5 protein-coding genes are annotated in these 6,214 nt (G+C 69.9%); 4 read left to right on the forward strand and 1 reads right to left on the reverse strand.

Going from position 1 to position 6,214, the window contains the following annotated elements:
• Positions 1-20: 20 nt before the first annotated feature.
• Positions 21-542 carry a MarR family winged helix-turn-helix transcriptional regulator gene (locus ABI385_RS17255; RefSeq protein ID WP_348104997.1) on the reverse strand — a complete coding sequence of 174 codons (522 nt, stop codon included), beginning with the start codon at positions 540-542 and terminating at the stop codon, positions 21-23.
• 81 nt (positions 543-623) lie between these two features.
• Between ABI385_RS17255 and ABI385_RS17260 the strand changes: the two genes are divergently transcribed.
• From ABI385_RS17260 to ABI385_RS17275, 4 genes are all read left to right on the forward strand, one after another.
• Complete coding sequence (locus ABI385_RS17260) at positions 624-1,934, forward strand: MFS transporter (protein ID WP_348104998.1); 1,311 nt, start codon at positions 624-626, stop codon at positions 1,932-1,934.
• 192 nt (positions 1,935-2,126) lie between these two features.
• Positions 2,127-2,594 carry a hypothetical protein gene (locus tag ABI385_RS17265; protein ID WP_348104999.1) on the forward strand — a complete coding sequence of 156 codons (468 nt, stop codon included), beginning with the start codon at positions 2,127-2,129 and terminating at the stop codon, positions 2,592-2,594.
• Positions 2,591-3,928 carry a DUF2254 domain-containing protein gene (locus ABI385_RS17270; protein ID WP_348105000.1) on the forward strand — a complete coding sequence of 446 codons (1,338 nt, stop codon included), beginning with the start codon at positions 2,591-2,593 and terminating at the stop codon, positions 3,926-3,928. Before ABI385_RS17265 ends, ABI385_RS17270 begins: the two co-directional genes overlap by 4 nt.
• 71 nt (positions 3,929-3,999) lie before the next feature.
• Positions 4,000-6,162 (forward strand): glycosyltransferase, encoded by a 2,163-nt coding sequence (locus ABI385_RS17275; RefSeq protein WP_348105001.1) that lies wholly within the window; start codon positions 4,000-4,002, stop codon positions 6,160-6,162.
• Positions 6,163-6,214 lie beyond the last annotated feature (52 nt).

A 6,214-nucleotide genomic window follows, 5' to 3' on the forward strand; every position in this document is an offset into this window, starting at 1 on the left:
CGCCGGTGCAGCCCACCCGGTTAGGGCTCTCTCACGTCGTCGAACCCGGCAATGACCCTCTCCAGCAGCACAGCGAGCTGCCCGCGCTGCGCTGGGTCGAGCGCCTTGAGCACGTCGCCCTCGACGACGTCGGACTCCTGGATCGCGGCCGAGAACATCTCCCACCCGGTCGCCGTCAGGGTGACCCGCACCCGAGTGCGGTTGGCGGGGTCGGTCGAGCGGGAGACGAGCTCGCGCTCGCTCATCCGGTCGAGCCGGTGGGTCATCGACGAGGGAGCGATCCCGGCGGCGTCGGCCAGCTGGGTGGGGGTCATCGCGGCGCCCTCGGGGCAGGTCGCGAGCTGTGACAGCACGGCCCACTCGCCCTGGCTGAGCCCGAGGTCGACGAGCTGCCGGTCGTACCACTGCCCGAGCCGCTTGTGCAGGCCGTTGATGGCGGTCGTGACGCGCTGCACGGTCTCCTCGCCGCCGGCGGCGACGTAGGCGGCCACGTCCTCGCGGTAGCGCTCGTGAGCCGTGGGACCACGGCTGGTGGTTGACACTCGTTCATTGTGGCATGCTAATATTTCGATTTCGAAGTCTTAGAGCGACAAGTGTATGAAGTCGAAGGTCGAGGGTCAGTGATGAAGCGGGCGAACCTGCTCGTGCTCGCAGGAGCAGTCGGGATGTTGGGGTGGGGCACGGTGCTGCCCTACCAGTACGCATACGCGGCCAGCTCGCGTGGGTGGGGCACGCTGATAGCAGCTGGTGCGTCGAGCCTGTTCTCCATCGGCGCACTGGTGGCGGCGCCGCTCGGCGGTCGGCTGGCCGACCGGCTCTCGCCGGTCCGGGTGGCGGTCGTCGCAAAGCTCGTGGCAGCTGTGGCCAGCGCGGCGCTCATCCTTGCTGGTACGCCAGTCACCTTCCTGCTCGCCATGCTGGTGTTCGGCGCCGGTATCACGGCGGCCCAGCCGGCGCAGTCCGTCCTCGTTCTGCAGTGGGTCGGTTCACGCGACCGTCGCAAGGTCTTCGCCTGGCAGTTCACGGCCTCCTCGGTCGGCATGGCCATCGGGGCCCTGCTGGCCGCCCAGGTCGTCGACCTCTCCTCGCCCGACGGCCTGTGGCCGGCGTTCGCCATGGCCTCGGCCGGCTTCCTGATCTCGGCCACCCTCATCGGGGTGGCCGGCCTCGGCTGGAGGCCGGGGTCCGGCACCCACTCGGCGGTGGACGATCTCTCGGTCGAGCCGGTCGAGCCGGTCGGGCCAGTCGGGCCGGCTGAGCCTGTCCGGGCGAGCACCTGGTCGACGATCGTCCGGCTGTCCCGCATCCCGGGTCTGCGCTGGGTGGCCGTCGTCACCGTCCTGATCACGCTGGGTTTCTACGCCCAGTTCGAGTCGGGACTGCCGGCATACGCGCTGCTCGTCCTCGAGGTACCCGCGCGGACGATCGGCACTGCCGCCGCCGTCAACTGCCTGGTCATCGTCGCCCTCCAGATGGTCGTCGTGAAGCTCACCGCACGGCGTGACGCCGCCGCACTGCTCGTCGTGGTCGGCTCGATCTGGGTGCTCTGCTGGGGCATCCTCGCGATCTCGGCCGGTATGCCAGAGATCGCAGCGACGCTGTTCGTCACGACCTACGGCATCTTCGCCGTCGGCGAGACGCTGTTCGCGCCCGTCCTCAACCCCCTCACTGCCAGCCTGGCTCCGGCCGGGATGGTCGGGACCACACTGGGTCTGGTTGCCGCGCTGCAGACCGGTGTCTCGGCGGTGGGGCCGCTGCTCGCCGGCGTGGCGCTGGGCGCTGGTCACGGGACGACCTTCGTCGTCGCGCACCTGGTGGTCAGCGGGCTGGCCGTAGCCGCCGCGCTCCGGCTGCGGACGGTGCTGCGACGTCGGACCAGCGCCAACGCGTCGCGGTCGGGTCGTCTGGCACTGGACGGGCTCAGCGTGCGGTGACCAGGTGCGCCCGACGGCGTCGATAGCCTGACGATCAGAAGTTCGAAAGACCTGCGACGAGCGCCGAGACATCACCGACGGTTGGGTTGCATACGTGTACAACCTCTAAGGACGCGACCTCACCGGAACTCGAGGTGCGACCGCCTGCCCGGTCGACTGGCTCCTCATCCCACGAGGGCTCAAGGAGGAGATGTGAACGGCAACGACAGTGTGACTGCAACCGTCCTCGGTGGGGGCGGCCGGCCGTGGCGCACGACCGCCATGGGCCTGACCCACATGCTGGTCCTCCCGCAAGGCTTCACCCTCGCGATCGCCGGAAGCCTGGCCATCTGCCTGGGCAGGCACGGTTACCCCGGCCCCCTCGGTGTGTGGCTGTTCGTGGTAGGAGCATCCGCGGGGTACTGCCTTCAGGTCCTCGCCCTCGGCGCACTCCGCCCGACGGTCAGCCAGCCCGTGGGGATCGTCGGCCTGGCGCTGCTCAACGTCACTGCCGTGGGCGTCGTCCCGCTCGTCACTCTGGCCGGCTGGTGGGTCCCCAACGGCGACCTGGCCTACTTCGTCACCGGTCTCGCCGTCCACCTCACCTACATTCCCCTGATGGCTACCGCCATCGTTGTACTGGCGCACCGGCCTCAGCTGGATTCGGCAGTGAGCCCGTGACCGTGACATCCCCGCTGGCAGCGCTGCGAGACGCGACCCGTTCACAGCTGTGGCCACTCCCGGTCATGTCAGTGGTCGCTGCGCTCGTCGCGGGCCTGGCCGTCCCGCACCTCGACGCAGCGGTCGACGGATCCCTGCCGGACTGGCTGTCCGCCGTGATCTTCGGCGGTGACGCGGGCGCCGCCCGAACCGTCCTTGACGCGGTGTCGAGCTCGTTGATCACCGTCACCGCGTTGACGTTCTCGCTGACGGTCGTGACCCTGCAGCTGGCCAGCAGCCAGTTCTCGCCACGACTACTACGCACCTTCACCAGCGACATGTTCGTCCAGGCCACCCTGGGCGTCTTCCTCGCCACCTTCACGTACTCGTTGACCGTGCTGCGGACCGTTCGAAGCAGCGACGCCGCCGTACCCGAGTTCGTACCTCGGGTCTCGGTCACCCTCTCTTTCGTCCTGGCCGTCGCGAGCGTCATCGTCCTGGTCGTCTTCCTGGCCCACCTGGCCCGACAGATCCGCGTCGAGACGATGCTGCACGACGTCCACGAGGACGCCACCGCAACGCTACGGTCCACCCTCGACGAGCTCGGTCCCTCTCCGGAAGAGCCACGGCACGTCCCGCAGACCCCGCCCCACGCGTGGACGCTGACCGCCCCTGGGTCGGGTTTCCTGGTCCGTGTCGACGACGGCGAGCTCCTGGGGATCTGTGTCGACCTCGACGTGGTGGTCGTCCTGAACACGCACATCGGCAGCTCACTCGTCGAAGGCTGCCCGGTCGGGTCGGCGTGGTCGACCTCGGCGGCCGCCGATGACGAAGAGGTGCGCCGCCGGCTGCAGCAGGCGCTCGACAAGAGCGTCCACACCGGTGTCGAACGGACCGCCGTCCAGGACATCGGCTACGGGCTCCGACAGCTGACCGACGTTGCCAACAAGGCACTTTCTCCGGGGATCAACGACCCCACGACCGCTTCACATGCCCTCGGCCATATCTCCGCCCTCCTGTGCGAGCTCGCCGGGTACGACCTGGGGCCGTTGGTCTTGTCCGACGACGACCAACGCATCAGGGTCGTTCGGCGCGGGCCCGACCTGGAGAACCTGGTCGATGTCGCCATCAGCCAACCTCGCCGCTACGGCGCGTCCGACCCGCAGGTCATGCACCGCCTCTTCCAACTGCTCACGGAGCTGGGCTGGCACTGCCGACCCGATCAGCGCCACGTCGTCCGCGCGCAGCTCGAACGCCTCGTCACGACTGTGCACGCCCAGGACTTCGATACCGCCGAGGTCACCCAGCTCGACGGTGCGGCCGAGAAGGTGCGTGCGGCGCTGGTGGGGGACTGACACCTTCCGAGTGCATCCATACCGTGGCCCTGCGGTGAATAGGTGCGGAGGACAACACCTGGGGGTAGGTCATGGCGCTGCACGTCGCGGGGGACACGGGCCGCCGGCTGGACCGGCTGCGGACCTCGACGATCGTCGGAGCCCTTCAGCCCGACGTCACCGGTGCGGCGCGAGAGGACGACCCGGCATCGGCGCTTGTGCTGCTGGACGAGGCGACCTACGAGTCAGACCAGCTGACGGCCATCCTGGCCGTGCATGCGCTGAGCGCCATCGCGGGCGAGGCGCCGGCCTCGGCGCTCGCGGCGCTGCTGCACCGGCAGGAAGCTCACCTTCGTGAGCATGGCGCCTGGGCTCTGGGCTCGAGGCCGCTGGTGTCGGCGGCGCTCCCGGGCCTAGTGGCGCTCGTCGCCACCGGCGGGTTCACTGGCGCCCTGGCCCAGCGGACGTTGGAGACCTGGGCCGGGACAGATCCCGACCCGGTGCGGGAGGCATTGGCTGCGGCGCTGACGGCAGCGTTGGAGGAGGATCGCCGGGCCCGGCTGGTCGAGACCCTCGGACTAGTGCCGGGCACGACGAGCCTGACCCTGGTGTGGGGTATCGCCGCTGACGAACAGGAGCCACCCGGGTCGCGAGCGGCTGCCGTGGCGGCCCTCGGCGACAACGCCGGGCCTGCGAACACCGAGGTCCGAGCCACGCTCGAGCACATCGCGCACGCTCACATCGCGTACGGCGACGGGCCACTGCAGTCGATAGCCCGGCTGGCTCTTTCGGATCTGGACGCTCGCGCGTCGTCACCGGCAGCGCAGTGGCAGGAGGAAAAGGAGGAGGACATCACCGTTGCGCAGCTCTTCCTGCATGCGGACATCGACGGCCAGCTGCTCCACGCGGGGCGGGGGGACACCGGCGGCATCGCGACACTGCTCGTCCACCTGGGTGACGCCCTCGTTGCCCTGGACCGCCCGGTCGGGCGGGTCCTCACCATCTCGCGGGGCAAGTCGGGCGATGAGTCCAACTTCAATACGGTCGACCGTCCCGGCCACCACTACCTTCCTGTACCCCTGTGGGGTCCGCCCGTTCCCGCCGCGCAGGCCTGGCCGTTGCGGGTCGCCGTCCGCCGCGCACTGCGGCGCATCCTGGCCAGGACCCGGGTGGACGTCCTGCACCTGCGGATGCTGGACGTCGCCTCCTGGGCGGCTGCCGAGGCCGCCCGTGACCTCGGTGTCCCGATCGTCCTGACGGTGGCGCCGGACCCTCACGCGAGCATCGCTTCGCGGGAGGCGGACGGCAGCCTGACTCGGGAGAGCTTCGGCGCTGCGGATCACACGGAGCACCTCTTCTTCCGCGTCCGGCTGCTGCGCGAGCTGCAGGAGCAGGCGGCACATCTCGTGGTATTCCCGCGACCAGCGCTCGCTGCCGACCTGCAGAACCTGCTCGGTCTCGACCTCGAGCTGGACGGCTACCGGGTCAGCGTCGTGCCGGAGGGCATCGACCGCGCTCCGCTCAACCGCGCTGCGAGAGAGGTATCCGCCGCCTCCCGCGGTGACGTTGCTGACGAGGCGACGGTGTTGGCCCTCGGCGTGCTCGATGCGGTGCTGGAAAAGCTTCCTCCCGAACGGCGGATGCTGCCGTTGGCGCTCACCGTCGGTCGACTGCACCGCGTCAAGGGCATGGCCACGCTCGTTCAGGCGTGGGTGGCCGACCCGGTGCTCTCTGACCGGTGCAACCTGCTGGTCGTGGGCGGAGACCTCGAGCAGCCCACGGACGACGAGCGTGAGCAGGTGGCCCTCATCGACGCGGTCGTCCCGCGGGCCGACGGACCGGGGCGGGGTCTGCTGCTTGCGGGTCACCGTCCGAACGCCGTCGTCGCCGTCTGGCTCGCGGCCGCTCGACTCGGCCGTCCAGAGCTGGCCGCGCCCGGTGCGGTGTATGTGTCCGCCAGCCTCAAGGAGGAGTTCGGCATCGCCATCCTCGAGGCGATGGCCTCGGGGCTGGTCGTGGTAGCCCCGAAGGAGGGCGGCCCGGCGACCTACGTCGACAACGGGGTCACCGGCATACTCGTCGACACCGGCTCACCCAGGGAACTCGCCGCCGCTGTGGTGGCGGCCCTCGACCTCGCCGCCGCTACGGGAGCCGACCTTCGTGCTGCCCAGGCCCGGCGCCTGGTCAAGGAGAGGTTCGGCATCGAGACCATGGCGGCCGCGCTGGCCGGCCTCTACCGGGACGTCGCTTCGTGACCCTGCTGGTCATCAGCCCCGACTACGCGTCTCATCTCTATCCCCTCGCCAC

It is taken from the genome of Lapillicoccus sp., from assembly GCF_039935575.1.
In the GTDB taxonomy this organism is placed as follows: Bacteria; Actinomycetota; Actinomycetes; order Actinomycetales; family Dermatophilaceae; genus Lapillicoccus.